This is a genomic window from Microbacterium sp. NPDC086615 (assembly GCF_040686055.1).
Classification (GTDB): Bacteria; Actinomycetota; Actinomycetes; order Actinomycetales; family Microbacteriaceae; genus Microbacterium.
Genome location: NZ_JBFBJJ010000015.1, coordinates 1 through 17,973, shown reverse-complemented (window position 1 = coordinate 17,973; position 17,973 = coordinate 1). Strand labels below are relative to the sequence as shown.

Sequence of the window (17,973 nt, the reverse complement as noted above, 5' to 3'; positions counted from 1 at the left end):
CCCGCGTCAGGTGACGGGCAGGTACCGGCGCCACCAGTCGAGGACAGCGTCGAAACGCTGGACGCGATGCTGGGGACGACCGCCGCGCGTGAGCTCGTGGTCTTCACCGGGGAAGATGAGCATCTCGGCCTCGGTCCCCTGCTTCTTCAGCGCCGCGTAGTAGCGCGTGGCCTGCTCGAGCGGGCAGCGGAAGTCGAGCTCCGAGTGCAGCACGAGCGTCGGTGTCTTCACCCGGTCGACCACCGCCATCGGGCTCTGCGCCGCGATCTGCGCGGGGTCGGTGCCGACGTACTCCTGCCCGAAGAACGAGCCGATGTCGCTCGACCCGGGGAAGGCGGTCGGGTCGAGGAATCCGCGCTCCACGATCGCACCGGCGAAGCGGTGGTCGTGGGCGATCACCCAGGCCGTCATGTACCCGCCGTACGAGCCGCCCATCACACCGACACGGTCGCCGTCCAGGCGCGGATCCGCGGAGACGACGCCGTCGAAGAAGTCCATGACGTCGAAGTAGTCGAGCGTGCCCATCCGCTGCCGGATCGATCGCCCGTGCTCCCGGCCGTAGCCGGCGCTCCCGCGCGGGTTGCTGTAGACCACGGCGTACCCGGCGTCGACGAGCACCTGCGTCTCGTCGAAGAGGTGCACACCGTACGACGCATAGGGCCCGCCGTGGATCTGGAGGATGACCGGGAACGGCCCCTCCCCGTCGGGAACGGCGACCCACCCGTGCACGGGGTAGCCGTCGCGGCCGGCGATCTCGTGCTCGACCGGGATGACGACTCCGCGCTCACGCGCCGCCGCACCGAAATCGGTCACGGCACGCATTCCCGCGACGGCATCCACGACGACGAGCTCGCCGAACGACTCGGGAGAGGCGACGGATGCCACGACCCGGCCGTTCGCCGCGGCGTGGCCGGTGGCCTCGAGGTCGCCCCCGAGCAGTTCGACGACGTCGCCTCGGCGCGTGACGCGCAGAAGGCGGAGGCGACCGCGGGTGCGGTCCTGCACGATCGCGTCGTCGCCGTCGAAGGAGATGTGGCTGCCGCCCTCGCCGAGGTCGATCGTCTCGGGGTCGGTGAGCCGACGCGGGCCCGCAGCCTCGAGCGCGAAGAGCGCGATCCCGGGGGCGACGAAGTCGACGCCCTCGGGACCGACGTCGTTCGCGAGCACGAAGACGGTGCCGTCGGGAGCCGTGGCGACCTCGGCGATCGAGAGATCGGCCTCGCGCCCCAGCACCTCGCGCTCGGCGCCGTCCTCGACCGAGACGGCGATGAGCCGGTCGCGCAGGTCGCGCCGATCGGTCTCGATGACCTCCGGCACGCTGAGGAGCTCGGCCCCGTCGCGCGTCCACACGACGCCGTTCCAGCTCGTCTCGCCGTGGGTGAGGCGGAGCGGCTCCGCGGCGACGACGCGCTTCTCGGCCGCATCGAGCGCCGGCGCCGGCGCGTAGAACGGCTCCGCGTCGGGCGAGGGCGCCTCCACGACGAAGAGGTGGGTCGGACGGTCGAGATACCCCAGCCCGTTCGCGTGCCAGCGGATGCCGGTGATCCGGCGCGGCGGCTCGGCCGCGGCATCCCGTCCCTCGACGGTGCCGTACCGGCCGGGCTCGGGGACGCGCGCGGCGAAGGCGAGGCGACCGCCGTCGGGCGACCACGCGAGGTCGGTGACTCCCCCGGCCTGGTCGGTGACCTGGACGGGCTCGCCCCCGGTCGCGGCGACGACGAAGACCTGGGCGCGACCGCGATCGTCCGCGCGGAGGAAGGCGATCGTGCTGTCGTCGGGCGAGAGCCGCGGCGAGCGGTCGGCGACCCCGCGCGTCAGACGTCGCGGACGCCCGTCGGGCAACTCGACGCGCCAGAGCTGGCCCACGCCGCGATCGGCGGCGAGATCGGGCCGCGAGGTGGCGAAGACGACGAAGCCGCCGTCGGACGAGAGGGTGGGACGTCCGACCGAGATCAGCGTCTCGATGTCGACGGGACGCATGGTCACTCGCCTCCGAACGAGCCCGTGTCTCCGACGAGGCGGGTGTTGTCGGCCGGCACCGGATCGACCGCCGCGCGGGCGACCTCGGCGGCGAACTCCGACACGTTGTAGAGCTTGCCGGCGTCCTCGCGGCGTGCCGAGATGGCACCGGGATTCGCCCGCTCGAGGAGGGTCGCCGTGATCGTGCCCTCGATCATGTCGCCCGAGACGACCGTGAAACCGATGCCGCGCTCCTCGAGAGCGGGGATCTTCTCGCGCAGGGCGTCCTCGCCGGCACGCTTCGACAGGGCGACGGGCTCGTACTCGGGCATCGTCGGGGTGGTGCGGATGAAGTGCGCCTGGTGGCTGGTGACGAAGACCACGCGCGCGTCGTCCTTCAGAAGCGGCAGAGCCGTCTCGAGCACGTTGACCTGGGCGTCGCGGTTGAGCTGCAGCGCGTAGTCCGCGGCCATGCCCGACTCCATCCCGCCGGAGGCATTCAGCACCAGAATGTCGAGACCGCCGAAGGTGCGCTCGACCTCGTCGAACATGGCCTTCACCGACTCGGGGTCGGTCAGATCGGCGCCGACGACGAGGGCCTCGACGCCCAGCTCGCGCAGCTGCGTCGCCAGCTTCTCGGCGCGCGGGGCCTTGTTCCGGAAGTTGATGACGACGTTCGCGCCGGCCTCGGCGAAGTAGCGGACGGTGTCGGCACCGATGCCGCGCGACGAGCCGGTGACGAGGGCGGTCTTGCCGCTCAGGGAGCCGGAGGGAAGGGTCTGGGACACGGATTCTCCTGACGATTCGTGATCGAGCCGCGCGCCGACGAGGGCACAGGCGACCTTCCCACCCTACCGAGCCGGGCCGCCTCTGCTCCGGGGTGCCGCCGCGTCACGAGCGTGTCGGATCACCGTGCTACGTTCGGCCGCGGAGGCCCCGTCATGATCCGCTCTCTCGCGCCGCGTCATCCGTACTTCGCCGCAGGCGATCCCCCGAGGGTCCTCGCCCATCGTGGCCTGGTCACCTCCGACGCCGCGGCGCTGGGAATCGTCGACAACTCCTTCGCGGCGGTCGCCGAGGCCCACGCCGCCGGCCTCGTCTACGTCGAGTCCGACTGCCATCTGACCGCCGACGGCACCGTCGTCCTGTTCCACGACGACGATCTGGAGCGGGTGACCGGCGACCCGCGCCGGATCGCCGACGTCCGGCTGCACGAGCTCGAAGAGGTGATGTCCGACCGGGGCGGGCTGATCACGCTCGAGCAGGCGCTGGAAGCCTTCCCCGAGACCCGCTTCAATCTCGACGTCAAGGCCGAGGCGGCAGCTGACCCCGTCGGTCGTCTCGTGGCCCCCCAGGCGCATCGGGTGCTTCTGACGAGCTTCTCCGACGAGCGGCGGCGCCGAGCTCTCGCCGCCGCCGCGAGAGCCGGTGCCGCCCTGGCTCCCGCGACCTCGCCCGGTTCGGCGACGGTCGCCCGGATCGTCGCCGCCGTGACGACGGGCATCGCTCCCCTCGCGCGTCGGGCCCTCCGCGGGATCGACGCCCTTCAGATTCCGGAGCGACAGGGCCGTGTGCGGGTATTGTCCCCTCGGCTGGTCGAGGCCGCGCACGCGGCGGGTGTCGAGGTGCACGTCTGGACCGTCAACGACGTCGACGACATGACGCGTCTCCTGGATGCCGGCGTGGACGGGCTCGTGACCGACCGCGGCGACGTCGCGCTCGAACTGGTGAACGGCCGCTGAACACCCGGGGTCCTGAGCATCGCCTGTGAGTTCTGCGAGCACGCGCTCATTTCGAATAAAGCGCACAGGTGCGGTCGTTATACATGGGGACCGACGAGAGGACCACACAATGGCAGATCGCAGTCTTCGAGGCATCCGACTCGGCGCACAGAGCCTTCAGAGCGAAGACGGGGTCGTTTTCCACGACCGCGCGCAGCACACCTACTCCTGCAGCACCTGCGGGCGTGACACCGTCCTGACCTTCGCGGCCGACGCCGAGGTTCCCCAGTCCTGGGAGTGCCGCACCTGTGGTGCAGAGGCACTCCTGCGGATCGGTGAGGGCACCGCGACCGTCGACCACAGCGACGACAAGGCTCCGCGCACCCACTGGGACATGCTTCTGGAGCGCCGCACGATTCCCGAGCTCGAGGAACTGCTCGAAGAGCGCCTCGCGTTCGTCCGCGCACGCCGCGGAGCCGGGGATCAGAAGATCAGCGCCTGACGCTGACCGAAGAGTTCAGACGCCGGCCCCCTCGGGGGTCGGCGTCTTCCTCTGTTTCCGCGACCGCAGCGCCACCGACAGCCCGGCGACGAGCACCGCGACGAGCGACCCGGCGCCCAGCACGATCTTGACCGCGGGGCCGATGACGACGGCCGGCGTCAGACCCGTGCGCAGGGGAACGTCCGTGAGCATGTGCCCGGCGACGTCGACCGGGAGCTCGGCGAGCGTCGCCCCGTCGGGGGCGATCACCTGACTCGTACCGACGGTCGAGATGTTCACCACCGAGCGACCCGTCTCGATCGCGCGCATCCGGGCGAAGGCGAGCTGCTGCAGGTTCTCGTCCGTGCCGCGGAAATCGGCATTGTTCGTCTGGAACATGTAGACCTCGGCGCCGTCGTCGGCACCGTCCCACACGACGTCGTCGTAGATCACGTCGAAGCAGATCGCGAGTCCCACGCCCACGCCGTTCAGATCGATCAGCGGCCGTGCGGTGCCCGGGGTGTACTCGCGGCCGATCAGACCGATGAGGTCGGGGGCGAACGGCTCCCAGAACGCCCGGTCCGGCACGTACTCGCCGAACGGAACCGGATGCCTCTTGTCGTACGTCTGCTCCGGCCCGCCATCGGCCGTCCAGAGCAACGACGAGTTGAAGAGCTCGGTCCCCCGCTCGGTGACCGCCGACACGATCAGAGGCGCGTCGACGCGTCGGGACAGCTCGTCCAGCACGGCGGCGGTCTGCGACGAGGTCGTGGGGTCGGAATCGACGCCACCCTCGGGCCACAGGAGCACGTCCATGTCCTGGCCGAAGAGCGGGGCGGATGCCGCGAGCTGGGCGTTCAAGACGGCGCCCCGCGCGCGCTGGTCGAAGTAACCCGCGGGCCCGTTGCCCTGCACGGCGCCCACGCGCATCGAACCGGCATCCGTCGTGGGGAACTGCGGAAGCGCGACGAGGACGACGAGCAGCACGGCCGCCGGCACGGCGCGCCGCAGATCACGGACGCGCCCGGCCCGGACGAGCTCGATCACCGTCGCGCACAGCATCACGACGAGGAAGGTCAGTCCCGACATCCCGACCCACGACGCGACCTCCGCGAACGGGCCGTTCACCTGGGAAACGCCGATGCGCCCCCACGGGAAGCCGCCGTACGGCCACGATCCGACGATCTGTTCGCGGAGGGTCCACAGGCCCGCGACGAGAGCGGGAAGCAGGACGAGTCGGCCGACGAGGCCCGGCACCACCCGCGGAAGCCAGCGGTACGCGAGAGCGATGGGTATCGCGAACACCGCGGTCAGCAAAGCCTCGAGCGTCGAGAGCGCGATCCAGGGAATGGGACCGAGGTAGCGCGCCGTGAAGAGGAGGTTGACCGAGAAGAACGTCGCTCCGAAGAGGAGACCCACCAGCACCGCCGCCCAGAAGCGTCGCCCGGCGAGAGCCACGAGGGCCATCGCCACGGCGGGGAAGGCCATCGGCCACCACGCGAGCGCGGGGTACGCCGTGACGAGCAGGAGGCCCGCGGCCGCGGACAACGGCGCGGCGATCGCCAGTGGGACGATCGGTCGCGGCGACACGGCGAGGGGCACCCTCCCAGCCTAAATCGCCGGAATCGTCCCCGCGCTCAGGTGACGTGTGCGCCCGAGGCTCACGCGGAGGTGTAAGCGACGATCCCGCGGCGCACCGCGTCGAGCGCCGTTCGCGCGGTCTTGGCGAGCTTCGGTTCCGCGACGAGCGAGATCTGGTCGAGCAGATCGATGGTCTGCTTGGCCCAGCGCACGAAGTCCCCCGCGGCCATGTCGGCGAGCGTCAGCACGCTGTCGAGCGGCAGCCCCTTCGCCCACGCGTGCATCGCGGGCGCCAGGCCCGAGGCGGGCGACTCCGACCCCGGGAGGCGGTGGTCGCGTTCGAGGTCGTCGAGCTCTTGCCAGAGCGTCTGCGTGGCATCCAGTGCCCCGCGGAAGGCGCCTCGGGGCAGCCCCCGCTCGCCCGGTCCGGCTTCGTCGCGTCGCGGCTCGTAGACGAGGCAGCAGGCGAGCGCCGCGAGCGAGGGAACGTCGAGGTCGTCCCACAGGCGCTGGCGAAGGGATTCGGCGACGAGGAGATCGCGCTCGCCGTAGATGCGCCGCATCGTGCGTCCCGCCGGAGTGAGGACGGTCGATCCGTCGTCGTCGGTGGACACGTACTCGAGCGTCGCGAGGACCTCGACGACCCGGTCGAACACCCGCGCGACCGTTCCCGTGCGTTGATCGATCTGCTGACGGGTCTTGTCGGTCGTTCGCTTGAGCTTCCAGTAGCGCTCGGCCCACCGCGCGTGCGACTCGCGGTCAGGACACGAATGGCACGGATGCCGCTGCATCCGGCGGCGGAGGGACTGGATCTGCTGCTGGCGCTCGTCGCGCAGGCGACGGGGGGCCGTGGCATCCCGTCGATTGATCTTCTCGAGATCGCTCAGTTCGCGGCGGATCGTGGAGTACTCGCGGAAGTCGCCGCGGTCGCACGTCATCGCGCTCTCGTAGCCGGCGAGCGACTCCTCCGCCTCTTTCACCTGTCGAGCGAGGCCGACGACGGATCGGTCGGCCTGGAACTGGGCGAACGACGACTCGAGGATCTCGCGCGCGCGGGACCGCCCGAACTGGTCGATGAGGTTGACCGCCATGTTGTACGTCGGCCGGAAGCTCGAGTTGAGCGGGTACGTGCGCCGCGAGGCGAGGGATGCCACGGACTGCGGGTCCAGGCCCTCGGTCCACTGCACGACGGCGTGCCCCTCGACGTCGATCCCGCGCCGGCCCGCCCGCCCGGTGAGCTGGGTGTACTCCCCCGACGTGATCGCGACCCGGGCCTCGCCGTTGAACTTCTCGAGCTTCTCGAGCACCACGGTGCGCGCGGGCATGTTGATGCCGAGAGCGAGGGTCTCCGTGGCGAAGACGACCTTGACGAGTTTGCGCCGGAAGAGCTCTTCGACGACCTCCTTGAACGCCGGCAGGAGCCCCGCGTGATGCGAGGCGATGCCACGCTCGAGGTTCTCCCGCCACTCCCAGAAGCGCAGGACCGCAAGGTCTTCGTCCTTCAGGGTGAACGTGAGCTCGTCGACGATCTGCCGGATCTCGACACGCTCCTCGGCCGAGGTGAGCCGGACGTTCGCGCGGCGCAGCTGCTGCACGGCGGCGTCGCAGCCCGCGCGACTGAAGATGAAGAAGATCGCCGGGAGCAGATGGTTTCGCTGGAGGAGCTCGACGACCTCCGGACGGTCGATGCGCTCGATGCGCGGCCCCTGCGACGCACGAACGGGTTTGTGCCCACCGCGACGCTGGTGCGCGTGGCGCGGACCACCCGCGTGACGCTGCGAGCGGTACTCCTGGGCGCGGCGGTTGTTCTCGTACCCTCCGGCGTTGCCGCCGCGGATGCGGAGGAGCTCTTGATTGACCTGAGCCGTGGCGACGCCCGCGCGATCGTCGAAGAGAGGCAGCAGATCGCCGCGCACGAGGACGTGCTGTTCGAGCGGCACGGGCCGCGTCTCGGAGACGATGACCTCCGTGTCTCCGCGGACGGTGTCGAGCCAGTCGCCGAACTCCTCGGCGTTGGAGACCGTCGCCGACAGCGAGACGAGCTTCACCGACCGCGGGAGGTGGATGATCACCTCTTCCCAGACCGCGCCGCGGAAGCGATCGGCGAGGTAGTGCACCTCGTCCATGACGACGAAGCGGAGGCCGCGCAGCGCCGGGGAGTCGGCGTAGAGCATGTTGCGGAGGACCTCGGTCGTCATCACGACGATGCGCGCCGAGGCGTTGATGTTCGTGTCGCCGGTGAGTAGTCCGACCTCGTCGTCGCCGTAGACCTCTTGGAGCTCGTGGAACTTCTGGTTCGACAGGGCCTTGATCGGGGTCGTGTAGAAGGCCTTGTCACCGGGTTCGAGCATCGCGAGGTGGATCGCGAACTCCCCCACGATCGTCTTGCCTGCACCGGTGGGCGCCGCGACGAGAACGCTGCGCCCGTCCTCGAGGGCGTGGCATCCGGCGATCTGGAAATCGTCGAGTTCGAAGCTCTGCGCCTCGGCGAAGTCGGCGGTGTGAGGGTGCGCGGAGCGGGCCGAGGCCCGCGCGAAGCGATCAGCCGGGCTGAGTCCGCTCACGCGGTCGGTCCCAGCAGGCCCTCAGCGGCCATTCGGCGCGCCCTGCGGCGGTCGAAGAGCATCGACACACCGGCCGCCGCGAAGAACAGGACGACCAGGATGCCGGCCAGCATGAGCATGCTGACGATATCGGCAGCCGGGGTGGCCAGAGCGGCGAACAGCGTCGCGATGAGGACCGCGACACGCCATCCCTTGAGGATCGCCTTGCCGCTCATGACGCCGGCGACGTTCAGGGCGACGAGGAAGACGGGGAGCACGAACGCGACACCGATGACCAGCATCAGCTTGAAGACGAAGTCGTAGTACTCGTTCGCGTTATAGAGGTTGGCCGCTCCCGTCGGCGTGAAACCCCACATCAGCTGGATCACATGCGGGACGATCAACACACCGACGTAGCACCCGCCGAAGAACAGGGGCACGGCGGATGCGATGAAGCCGATCGTGTACCGGATCTCTTTGCGCGTGAGGCCGGGCATGATGAAGGCCCAGATCTGCCACAGCCAGATCGGCGCCGACAGGAAGATGCCGATCGTGAAGGCGATGCGCATGCGCAGGTCGAACGCCGACGTGACCGCCGTGAAGTTGATGGCCGAGAGGTTGTCGCCGCGCTGAGCGGCGATCTCGCGGACGGGGACGGTGATCCACTCGATCACCGGCGAGGTGATCGCGAAAGCGACGATCATGCCGACGATGAGCGCCGCAGCGGCGATCATCAGGCGCTTACGTAGCTCGATGAGATGGGCGCCGATCGACATGCGCTTGTCGCGCCGCGGTCCTTCCGGAACGTCGATCCGCGGGGGTCCTGCCGTGGTCACGCCTTAAACAGAGGTGTCGTTCGGCTTGCGCTGCTCGGGGGCCGCGGCCGTGGCCGTGCCGACCTCGGTGGCGCGCGTGGCATCGGTGTTGCCGGCATCGACCTCGTCGTCGCGCTTCATCTCTTTCATCTCGTTCTTGAAGACACGAGCGGACTGCCCCACGCTCTTCGCCAGCGCCGGGAGCTTGGTCGCGCCGAACAGAAGGAGAATGACCGCGAGAACGATCAACAGGTGTACTCCGGTGATTCCCTGGAACATGATGACTCCTCGTCAGTCTCGGGGGTGGTCGTCAGTCTAACCCGCACAGGTGCACGAAAGCCCGGATCACGGGCAAGGTTCACCCCTTCGATCAACTGGCGTACTGGGCGAGACCGGCTGCAGCCCAGGCGGCGGCAGCCCGTCGAGCCCCTTCCGGCTCGAGCAGCTCGACGTCACCGCCCCGTCGCGCGGCCAGTCTCTTCAGGCTCTGCTCGTCGGCCAGGCGCAGCGACGCGATCGATGCGTCGCCGTCGTCGGCGATGTCGGCGCGTTCGAGGTAGTCCGCGAGCAGCGGAGCGACCTCGCGCGGGAAGCGGAATCGGGCGACGACGTCGTCGTCCGCGGGGGCGAACAGATCGGGGACGGGGTCAGCACCGTGCTCCGCGGGGATGTCGGTCAGCACGGGTTCGCTCACCCGGTCGAGGTGGAACGTGCGTACGGCCTGCCGCGTGTGGCACCAGCCCTGGAGGTACCACTGATCGTTCGCGATGTGGACCTTGATCGGGTCGACCGTGCGCAGAGTCGGTCCCGCACCCGGAGCTCGATACGTGAAGCTCACCGCGACCCGGGCGCGCAAGGCGCGGTCGACGACGTCCCGCACCCCGTCGACGGGTCCGGGGGCCACGATCACCGGCGGCGGGGTCGACGACGCGCCGCGCGAGAGCTTCGCCAGCAGACCGGTGACGAGTTCGTTGTCGGCGACGCCGGGAAGAGTGCGCGCGAGCTGGAGGCCGGCCAACAGCGCGGCGGCCTCACGGGCGGTCAGCCGCGGAGATCGCTCCAGCCCGACCGTGTTCGTCATGGCGATGATGTCCTCGCGTTCGAGGAGATCCCAATCGATGTCGAACAGCTCGTTCGGTAGCTGCCAGTAACCGCGCTCGCCCGGCAGCCCGATCACCGTCAGCCGTTCGACCATGGCGCGCATCTGCGCGGGGGTCACATCGAACTCCTCCGCCGCCTCGGCGACCGAGACCTCGCCCTTGCCGATCAAATACGGCACGAGCTGCAGGAGCAGCGCGGCACGGTCCAGCGCCTGCAGGGGCCTCTCGGCGGTCATGCCGCACCCCCGTGCAGCGCGAGGGTGGCTTCGAGCCGACGAACGACCTCGTCTCGCAGGCTCGCCGGCTCGACGACGCGGACCTCCGGTCCGTACGACGCGAGCTCGTCGGCGAACACGTGCAGGTCGACGAACGGGACGATGACGCCCTGCGGAGCCGGCAACGCCCGACGCGCGAGCCGCAACGACGCCTCGGTGCCGGGGTGCACTTCGAGGAGGGCACGCTGACGGCTCGCGACGTCGCGGAGTCCGGCCAGAGCGCGTTCCCCCGCGCCCTGGCGCAGAGTCGGCGAGAACTTCTCGCGGGTCACGACCACCTCGCCCACGACCCGGGAGAGCAGGAAGGTGCGATCGGCATCCATCGTCAGGTCGAAGCCGAACACGTGCCAGCGAGCCTCGTATTCGACCAGCGCGAGGGGGCGGATCCGCCGCTCGCGCGGACGGGGCTCACCCGGGCGGAGGTACGAGAACGTGACCACGCGGCACTCCTCGATCGCCCTCTGGAACGTCGGGAACGACGCATCGCGGACTCTGATACGCGGCGCGTAGCCGATGATCGGCTCGTCGACGGCGATGCCGAGCGCGCGGATCTTGCGCAGACCGCTTCGCGCGTCGGCCGAGAGCGACTCGCTGCCCCAGACGTCGCCGGCGATGTTGAGCAGTGCGATCTCGGCCGGGCTGAACGAGATGTCGTCGGGGAGCGCGTACTCCGCCGTCGGCACGCGGTACCGCGCTTCACGCAGGTCGTCGGGATCGGCTCGCTCGCCGATCGTCTCGATCGGGATACCGAGACCGCGCAGGTTCTCTTTGTCGCGCTCGAACATCTTCTCGAGCGCGTCCTTCGACGCTCCGGCTTCGAGCTGCTCACGGTACCCGGCCACGGAGGAGAGGATCGTCTCTTTCGTCAGCCCCTGCTCGGTCGCCATGAGGGCGACGACGAGGTTGACCAGTCGCTCCTCGGGAGCGCTTCTGGAGCTGGTGGCGGGCACTCGCCCATCCTAGGCGGGGAGGGGACGACGGTCCCTCCCCGCAGCGCGATCGAGCGCCGCGATCGAGCGCCGCGATCGCGCGCCGCGATGGCGCGACGGCGAACGGGGCCGCGCGGACGAATCGCCTCGGGCCGGGTCAGCCGACCGTGCCGAGGATGTCGACGACGTAGACGAGGGCCTTGTCGGCGGGCGCGCGCAGCGCCTGCTGGTCGGCCGAGGTCTGGTCCGAGGGAACGACGACGAGGACCTGCGATCCCACCGTCTGCCCCTCGAGCGCCGAGGCCAGGGAGGGCGGCAGCTGGGATGCGGTCGCCTGGCCGGGAGCACCGTTCTCCCAGGTCGAGAAGAAGGTGGTCTTGGCACCCCAGGCGACACCGAGGAGGTGGATCATGACGTTCGAGTCCGCCGTCAGCTCCTCGCCGTCGCCCTTCTTGAGCGTCTCGGTGCGCACGTCGGTCGGCGCATCGTTCTGCGGGAACGAGACGCCCGGCTGGCCGCTGGGGGCGCGCACGACGGAGGGCATGCCGGTTCCGGCGTTGAACTGCTCGACGCCGTCGGCGGCGGGCAGGAAGACCTTGCGCACATCGAAGACGAACACCGCCGGAGCGCCCGCCGTCAGGCCGAGACCCTGGGCCTGCTCGGCGGGGATCGTGTCACTCGGAAGCGCGACGGCCACCCGCGAGCCCTCGGCCGCACAGTGCAGGAGTTCACCCACGCCCGGAACGTTCTTCTCGAGCTCGAGCAGGGTGAGCGGCCGGGAGAAGTCAGCGGCGTAGGGGGTCGCGATCGCCGTCTCGCCCGTCGCGGCGTTGACCACGGTCACATCGAGGAAGGCCTGCTGGCCCGCCTCGGTCAGCTTCTCTCCATCGCCCTGAACGAGCGTGTCGACCGCCGTCTGCGTGGGGAGGTAGGGGCTGCGCAGGTTCACCGTCGGCGCGGTGCCCACGTCGCCCGGCGCCGAGATCGCCGCGGACAACGCGGGGTCGGCGGTCGGGGTCGGGCACGAGGCGCCGGCGGAGGCGGAGCATCCGACGAGACCGAATCCGGCGAGGGCGGTCACGGCGACGAAGGCGGGGAGTCTGCGCACCGGAACAGTTTAGGGCGTCGCGTCCGATGAATCCGCCGAGGGCGCTGGGAGGTCCTGGCGCCGACGCACCCCGTCGGCCGCCTTCTGCGCCTCGCGCACCCGCTTGCGGAGGTTCTTGTCGGTGATCTCGCGATCACCGACAGCCCCCGGCGTCCACAGCTCCACGTCCTCGTCGCCGTAGCTCGACTTCGACGCGCGCCGCTTGACCTCGGGCGGCACGGCGCCCGGCGCGAGCCGACGCGCGGTGAGGAGGAAGCCCGTGTGCGCGATCATCCGGTGATCGGGGCGGACGGCGAGACCCTCGACGTGCCACCCGCGGACCATGGTCTCGGACGCATCCGGATCGGTGAACAGACCCGTCGCGCGGATGTACTCGGCGACGCGGCTGAGCTGCGTGGCGGTCGCGACGTAGCAGAGCACCACTCCGCCGGGTGTGAGGGCGTCGGCGGCGACGTCGATGCACTCCCACGGCGCGAGCATGTCGAGCACGACCCGATCGACGGACCCCGGCTCGACGGCGGTGGGAAGGCTCTCGACGAGATCGCCCACGACGACGTCCCACGTCGAGGGAGGGGCACCGAGGAAGGTCTCGACGTTCGCGCGAGCGACGTCGGCGAACTCCTCCCGACGTTCGAACGACACGAGGCGCCCCGCGGGACCGATCGCCCGGAGCAGCCAGAGCGACAGCGCACCGGAGCCGACCCCGGCCTCGACGACGGTCGCCCCGGGGAAGATGTCGGCCGCCGAGAGGATCTGCGCCGCGTCCTTCGGGTACACGATCGCCGCCCCGCGGGGCATCGACATGACGAAGTCGCGCAGGAGCGGACGCAGCGCGAGGTAGTCGTGCCCCGCGCTGTTCGTGACGACGCTTCCGTCCGGCTCGCCCACGAGCAGCGAGTGCTTCAGCACGCCGTTGTGCGTGTGCAGCTCACCGTCCTCGCGCAGGGTGATCGTGTGCAGGCGCCCCTTGGGGCCGGTCAGCTGCACGCGATCGCCGACCCGGAACGGGCCGCTCAGGTGCGGGGTCTCACTCATCGGGTCTCCTGCGGGGTGATGGTCGAAGCGGTGGGGAAGGCGGGCGTCTCGCGCCGCGAGGAGTGGAGCGCACGGAGGTCGGCGGTGGTACGACCCTCGAGGGTCGGCCAGAGCGCGTCGGCGCCGAGACCGTCGAGCGGAACCATGAGGGGCACGCCGAGGGATACGGCGCCGCTGGCGAGGGCCGAGCGCAGCCCGTTGGGCGAGTCCTCGATTGCCACGGCGTCGGCGACGTCGACGCCGAGCGCGGCGCACGCCTGGAGGTAGGGGTCGGGATAGGGCTTCGGGCGCTCGACGTCGTCACCGGCGACGACGACGTCGAAGGCCGGGAAGTCGATCAGTTCGGTCACCGACAGGGCCATCCGCCGCATCGACATGGTCACGAGGGCTGTCTTCACCCCGTTCGCGCGGAGGTCGGCGAGGAGTTCCCGCGCCCCCGGACGGAACGGGACGCCGACCACGGAGAGCTGACGCAGCACCTCGTCCGTGAGGTACGCGATGATCTCGTCGACGCCCCAGGGCACGCCCGCGTTCTGCAGCAGGCGGGCCGAATCCTCGAGGGCGAGGCCGACCATGCCGAGCGCCTGCTCGTGCGACCACGTTCCCCCGAAGCGCTCGACCAGGGGCGTCTCGGCGGCCATCCAGAACGGTTCCGTGTCGACGAGAGTGCCGTCCATGTCCCAGAGGACGGCGGCGGGCGCGGAAGAAGTCATCGTTCCATCGTATCGAGCGCGCCCCGCCGCACCGCTCCCCCGCGAGCGCATGCGCCTATCCTGGAACCCAGCCCTTCCCGGGGCAGAGGAGGTCGCGTGGACGCACTGGGTCGCCGGATCATCGTCGCCGCTTTCGACGGATGGAACGACGCGGGAGAGGCGGCGTCCGCCGCCGCGAGTCTTCTGCGCGCCGACACCGAGTACGAAGTGGTGCACACGGTCGACCCCGAGCTCTACTTCGACTATCAGTACACACGTCCGCAGATCGGACTGGATGCCGAGGGCCACCGCACCCTCACCTGGCCCGAGGCGCGGCTGCTCCGCCCGGCTCATCGGTCCGACGACGCGGAGATCTGGCTGCTCGTCGGGGTCGAACCCGCGCGCGCGTGGCAGGCCTTCGCCGCCGAGTTCATCGACGTCGCCCTCCGCGAAGACGTGACGGGGTTCGTGGCGCTCGGCTCGATGATGTCCGATGTGCCGCACACGCGCCCGATCTCGGTCTTCGCCGGCAGTGACAACGAGGGCGTCCGTCAGGCACTCGACCTCGAACGGAGCCTGTACGAGGGTCCGGTGGGCATCCTCAGCGCGATCGGACACGCGGCCGAGGGGGTCGGCATCCCGACCGCCAGCCTCTGGGCGAGCGTGCCGCACTACGTCGCCGGTCACACCCCGTCACCGAAGGCGACCCTGGCGCTTCTCGACCGCCTGCAGTCGATCACCGGCATTGAGGTTCCGCGCGGCGACCTCGCCGCCGAGGCCGTCGCGTGGGAAGCGTCGATCGACGCGGCAGCGGCCGACGACGAAGAGATGAGCGAGTACATCCGCCAGCTCGAGCAGACCCGCGACACGTGGGACTCCCCCGAGGCTTCCGGCGACGCGATCGCCCAGGAGTTCGAGCGCTATCTGCGCCGCGGAGGCGACGGGCCGAGCAAGCCCGGTCGCGACGATCCGCCGCGCCGCTGAGCTCAGCCGCACGGGCGCCCGGTCCCTTCGACGGGCTCAGGGACCTCGCACCGACGACACACGGACCGAACCGAGGTGGCTGAGCTCGTCGAAGCCACCGGACCCCCACCTCGCCCGCACACGACGACGGCGCCGCCCCGAAGGGACGGCGCCGTCGTGGCATCCGGGATCAGCTGGTGATGACCGTCGACACGGCGGGGATGACGCCCGTCAGCAGCAGGATGATGATCAGGATGCCGAGCGCCACGCGGTAGATCACGAACGGCAGGAAGCTGCCGCGCTTGAGGTACTGCATGAGGAACGCGATCACGAGATAGCCGACAACGAAGGCGATTACCGTCGCGATCGCGGTCTCGCCGAGGTTGTACGGACCGGTTCCCTCGTCGAAGCTCTTGTAGAGCTCGTACAGCCCGCTCGCGAACACCGCGGGCACGGCCAGCAGGAACGAGTACTCCGCGACAGCGGTGCGCTTGTAGCCGAGGGCGCGACCGAGGGTCGTGGTGGCGCCGGAGCGCGAGACGCCGGGAACGAGGGCGAGGGCCTGCGCGAACCCGAAGGCGAAGCCGTGACCCACGGTGAGGTCTTCGAGGTCGCGGCGGCGCTTGCCGTAGTGGTCGGCGACACCGAGCAGGACGCCGAAGACGATCAGCACGATCGCGGTGATCCACAGGCTCCGGAAGTTGTCGCGGATGAGGCTCTGCAGGAGGAAGCCGAGCACACCGATCGGGATGGTGCCGATGATGATGTACCAGCCCATGCGCGCGTCGGGGTCGTTGCGCGGAACCCGGCCCGTGAGGGACAGGAACCAACGCGAGAGCACGCGGGCGATCTTCTTGCGGAAGTACAGCAGCACCGCGAGCTCGGTGCCGATCTGGGTGATGGCGGTGAACGTCGCGCCCGGGTCGGTCTGCGACTGGAGGAACTCGCCCACGATGCGTATGTGGGCGCTGGAGGAGATGGGGAGGAACTCGGTGAGGCCCTGTACGAGCCCCAGGATGATGACCTCGAAGATGTGCATTCGGTCCTTCAGTACGTTCGGATGAGGTCGGCGAGGACTCGTCGACCGAACTCGAGCGCGTCAACGGGAACGCGCTCGTCGACACCGTGGAACATCCCGGTGAAGTCGAGATCGGCGGGGAGTCGCAACGGCGCGAACCCGTAACCGGAGATTCCGAGGCCGGCGAGGGCCTTGTTGTCGGTGCCGCCGCCCATGAGGTACGGCACGACCGGCACGCCGGGGTCGTGACGGTCGAGCTGGGCGACCATCGCGTCGACGAGGTCGCCCGAGAACGGCACCTCGAGACCGATGTCGGTGTGGACGACCTCGATCTCGATGTCCGACCCGACGATGCGACGGATGTCGGCGAGAGCGGCTTCCTCGGTGCCGGGGAGCACGCGCACGTCGATGAGCGCCTCGGCCCGGTCGGGGATCACGTTGTGCTTGTACCCCGCGGTCAGGCCCGTGGGGTTGGTCGTGGTCCGCAGCGTCGAACGGATGAAGCTGGATGCCGCGCCGGTGCGCATGGCGAGGGCGTCGGGGTCGCCCGCGTCGTCACCCGTGATGTCGGCGAGGCCGTTCAGCAGCGCCGCCGTGGTGTCGGTGAGCCGGATGGGCCACTCGGTTCGACCGAGGGCCGCCACCGCTTCCGCCAGCCGGGTGACGGCGTTGTCGGGGTGCAGGCCGCTGCCGTGCCCCGCGCGCCCACGGGCGGTGAGCTTGATCCAGATCAGGGCCTTCTCCCCCACCTGCAGGAGGTAGGCGCGACGGTCGCCGACCGCGATCGAGTAACCGCCGACCTCGCTGATCGCCTCGGTCGCGCCCCGGAACCAGTGCGCCCGGTCCTTCACGACCAGGGCGGAGCCCTCGACGCCGCCGTTCTCCTCGTCGGCGAAGAAGGTCACGATGATGTCGCGCTCGGGCTGCTCCCCCGCGCGCAGCACATCGGCGACGGCGGTGAGGATCATGGCATCCATGTCCTTCATGTCGACCGCTCCGCGGCCCCACAGGATGCCGTCGCGGATCTCACCCGCGAACGGATCGACGCTCCAGTCCTCGGCGACGGCGGGGACCACATCGAGGTGACCGTGCAGGATCAGCGCCGGCTTGTCGGGGTTGCGGCCGGGGACGCGCGCACAGACGTTCGTGCGACGGGCGATGGGCTCGTAGTAGTCGGGCGCGAGGCCGAGTCCCTCGAGGTAGGCACCGACGTACTCGGCCGCCTCGCGCTCGCCGTTCGAGCGTCCACCCCCGTAGTTCGAGGTGTCGAACCGGATGAGGTCGGACGCCACGCGGGCGACCTCGGGTACGTCGTTCTCGAGCTCGGGCATGCGCACTACGGTACCCGGGCGCGGACCCGCGAACCGTCCTGTGTCGGCGTACGGCGGGCCCTCGAAGGGCTCGATGCCGCCGAGCCGCGCCCGGGGTGCACGCTCGGTTCGAGACGGGGCTCCGGTCGTGGTAATGTCGTTCCTCGTTGCGAAAGTGACAAAACACCCAGATGCGCGGGTGGCGGAATAGGTAGACGCGCTAGCTTGAGGTGCTAGTGCCCGTATTAGGGCGTGGGGGTTCAAGTCCCCCCTCGCGCACAGATGAGAAAGACCCCCGGGTTCGCCCGGGGGTCTTTCTCGTTTCCGAGACGTCTCGCCTGCCGACGAGGCTTATAGGCAAGAACGTGTGGATGGCTCGGGCGTGTCAGCTCCGTCCTGCCCATCCGGTTCGGATCCAGAGGCCTTCCTCGGCGGTGACGGCG

16 protein-coding genes and 1 tRNA gene are annotated in these 17,973 nt (G+C 70.0%); 4 read left to right on the top strand and 13 right to left on the bottom strand.

Annotated features, from left to right (window positions below):
• Positions 1 to 6: 6 nt before the first annotated feature.
• Both AB0O24_RS14455 and AB0O24_RS14450 read right to left on the bottom strand, forming a co-directional pair.
• Positions 7 to 1,980: a S9 family peptidase gene (locus AB0O24_RS14455; RefSeq protein ID WP_363375797.1), complete on the bottom strand. Its 1,974-nt coding sequence runs from the start codon at positions 1,978 to 1,980 to the stop codon at positions 7 to 9.
• A gap of 2 nt (positions 1,981 to 1,982) precedes the next feature.
• On the bottom strand, positions 1,983 to 2,747 hold the full coding sequence (locus AB0O24_RS14450; RefSeq protein WP_275800314.1) for an SDR family oxidoreductase: 765 nt from the start codon (positions 2,745 to 2,747) through the stop codon (positions 1,983 to 1,985).
• 153 nt (positions 2,748 to 2,900) lie between these two features.
• On the opposite strand from AB0O24_RS14450, the gene AB0O24_RS14445 reads away from it, so the two are divergent.
• Both AB0O24_RS14445 and AB0O24_RS14440 read left to right on the top strand, forming a co-directional pair.
• Positions 2,901 to 3,701 (top strand): glycerophosphodiester phosphodiesterase family protein, encoded by an 801-nt coding sequence (locus AB0O24_RS14445; protein ID WP_275800316.1) that lies wholly within the window; start codon positions 2,901 to 2,903, stop codon positions 3,699 to 3,701.
• A gap of 109 nt (positions 3,702 to 3,810) precedes the next feature.
• Positions 3,811 to 4,182, top strand: coding sequence for an RNA polymerase-binding protein RbpA (locus tag AB0O24_RS14440; protein WP_058597908.1), 372 nt, complete (start codon positions 3,811 to 3,813; stop codon positions 4,180 to 4,182).
• A 15-nt stretch (positions 4,183 to 4,197) separates the two neighbouring features.
• Here AB0O24_RS14440 and lnt read toward each other — a convergent pair whose 3' ends face one another.
• The 9 genes from lnt to AB0O24_RS14395 all read right to left on the bottom strand — a co-directional run bounded on the left by lnt (position 4,198) and on the right by AB0O24_RS14395 (position 14,260).
• On the bottom strand, positions 4,198 to 5,763 hold the full coding sequence (lnt, locus tag AB0O24_RS14435; RefSeq protein WP_275800318.1) for an apolipoprotein N-acyltransferase: 1,566 nt from the start codon (positions 5,761 to 5,763) through the stop codon (positions 4,198 to 4,200).
• A 59-nt stretch (positions 5,764 to 5,822) separates the two neighbouring features.
• Entirely contained in the window at positions 5,823 to 8,306 is a 2,484-nt protein-coding gene (locus tag AB0O24_RS14430) for a DEAD/DEAH box helicase (protein WP_275800320.1), read from the bottom strand.
• Positions 8,303 to 9,061, bottom strand: a complete 759-nt coding sequence (gene tatC, locus AB0O24_RS14425; RefSeq protein ID WP_275800333.1) for a twin-arginine translocase subunit TatC — start codon at positions 9,059 to 9,061, stop codon at positions 8,303 to 8,305. Before tatC ends, AB0O24_RS14430 begins: the two co-directional genes overlap by 4 nt.
• A gap of 63 nt (positions 9,062 to 9,124) precedes the next feature.
• Positions 9,125 to 9,379 (bottom strand): twin-arginine translocase TatA/TatE family subunit, encoded by a 255-nt coding sequence (gene tatA, locus AB0O24_RS14420; RefSeq protein WP_058597911.1) that lies wholly within the window; start codon positions 9,377 to 9,379, stop codon positions 9,125 to 9,127.
• Positions 9,380 to 9,470: 91 nt separating this feature from the next.
• Positions 9,471 to 10,436, bottom strand: coding sequence for a WYL domain-containing protein (locus tag AB0O24_RS14415; RefSeq protein WP_275800322.1), 966 nt, complete (start codon positions 10,434 to 10,436; stop codon positions 9,471 to 9,473).
• Positions 10,433 to 11,425 (bottom strand): WYL domain-containing protein, encoded by a 993-nt coding sequence (locus AB0O24_RS14410; protein WP_275800324.1) that lies wholly within the window; start codon positions 11,423 to 11,425, stop codon positions 10,433 to 10,435. Before AB0O24_RS14410 ends, AB0O24_RS14415 begins: the two co-directional genes overlap by 4 nt.
• Before the next feature lie 136 nt (positions 11,426 to 11,561).
• On the bottom strand, positions 11,562 to 12,512 hold the full coding sequence (locus tag AB0O24_RS14405; protein WP_275800326.1) for a hypothetical protein: 951 nt from the start codon (positions 12,510 to 12,512) through the stop codon (positions 11,562 to 11,564).
• A gap of 9 nt (positions 12,513 to 12,521) precedes the next feature.
• A complete protein-coding gene (locus AB0O24_RS14400) occupies positions 12,522 to 13,547 on the bottom strand; it encodes a tRNA (adenine-N1)-methyltransferase (RefSeq protein WP_275800328.1) in 1,026 nt (341 codons plus the stop codon).
• The gene (locus tag AB0O24_RS14395; protein WP_275800330.1) at positions 13,544 to 14,260 is read right to left on the bottom strand and encodes an HAD family phosphatase; all 717 of its coding nucleotides are present in this window, start codon (positions 14,258 to 14,260) and stop codon (positions 13,544 to 13,546) included. The genes AB0O24_RS14400 and AB0O24_RS14395 overlap by 4 nt, the downstream gene beginning before the upstream one ends.
• 96 nt (positions 14,261 to 14,356) lie before the next feature.
• Between AB0O24_RS14395 and AB0O24_RS14390 the strand changes: the two genes are divergently transcribed.
• On the top strand, positions 14,357 to 15,223 hold the full coding sequence (locus AB0O24_RS14390; protein WP_058597917.1) for a PAC2 family protein: 867 nt from the start codon (positions 14,357 to 14,359) through the stop codon (positions 15,221 to 15,223).
• A gap of 169 nt (positions 15,224 to 15,392) precedes the next feature.
• Here AB0O24_RS14390 and AB0O24_RS14385 read toward each other — a convergent pair whose 3' ends face one another.
• Positions 15,393 to 16,241 (bottom strand): undecaprenyl-diphosphate phosphatase, encoded by an 849-nt coding sequence (locus tag AB0O24_RS14385; RefSeq protein ID WP_275800517.1) that lies wholly within the window; start codon positions 16,239 to 16,241, stop codon positions 15,393 to 15,395.
• Positions 16,242 to 16,249: 8 nt separating this feature from the next.
• Entirely contained in the window at positions 16,250 to 17,551 is a 1,302-nt protein-coding gene (locus tag AB0O24_RS14380) for a M20/M25/M40 family metallo-hydrolase (protein WP_363375790.1), read from the bottom strand.
• Positions 17,552 to 17,723: 172 nt separating this feature from the next.
• On the opposite strand from AB0O24_RS14380, the gene AB0O24_RS14375 reads away from it, so the two are divergent.
• Positions 17,724 to 17,809 (top strand) — tRNA-Leu (locus AB0O24_RS14375).
• Positions 17,810 to 17,973 lie beyond the last annotated feature (164 nt).